2 tRNA genes are annotated in these 274 nt (G+C 45.3%); both read right to left on the bottom strand.

Annotated elements, in window-relative coordinates:
* Window positions 1-58: 58 nt before the first annotated feature.
* A tRNA-Ala gene (locus PVK62_RS17610) sits at window positions 59-134 on the bottom strand.
* Between the two features lie 39 nt (window positions 135-173).
* A tRNA-Ile gene (locus PVK62_RS17605) sits at window positions 174-250 on the bottom strand.
* Between the last annotated feature and the right edge of the window lie 24 nt (window positions 251-274).

Below are 274 nucleotides of genomic sequence, written 5' to 3'. Positions count from 1 at the left end.
AAGAGCAATGTTTCTTTCGAAACCATTTCTAAAGACTCTCAAGGAGAATACTTAAAGATGGTGGAGCTATGCGGGATCGAACCGCAGACCTCCTGCGTGCAAGGCAGGCGCTCTCCCAGCTGAGCTATAGCCCCAAAATATAATGTTATCACCAATACTTACTGGAAAAGTATTGGTGGGTCTGAGTGGATTTGAACCACCGACCTCACCCTTATCAGGGGTGCGCTCTAACCAACTGAGCTACAGACCCAACATTATGTCTCTTTTATTTTTT

Source organism: Aliivibrio sp. S3MY1 (genome assembly GCF_028765575.1).
Lineage (GTDB): Bacteria > Pseudomonadota > Gammaproteobacteria > Enterobacterales > Vibrionaceae > Aliivibrio.
Note: the sequence above shows the minus strand (reverse complement) of the source record. Positions and strands in the feature narration are given on the sequence as shown.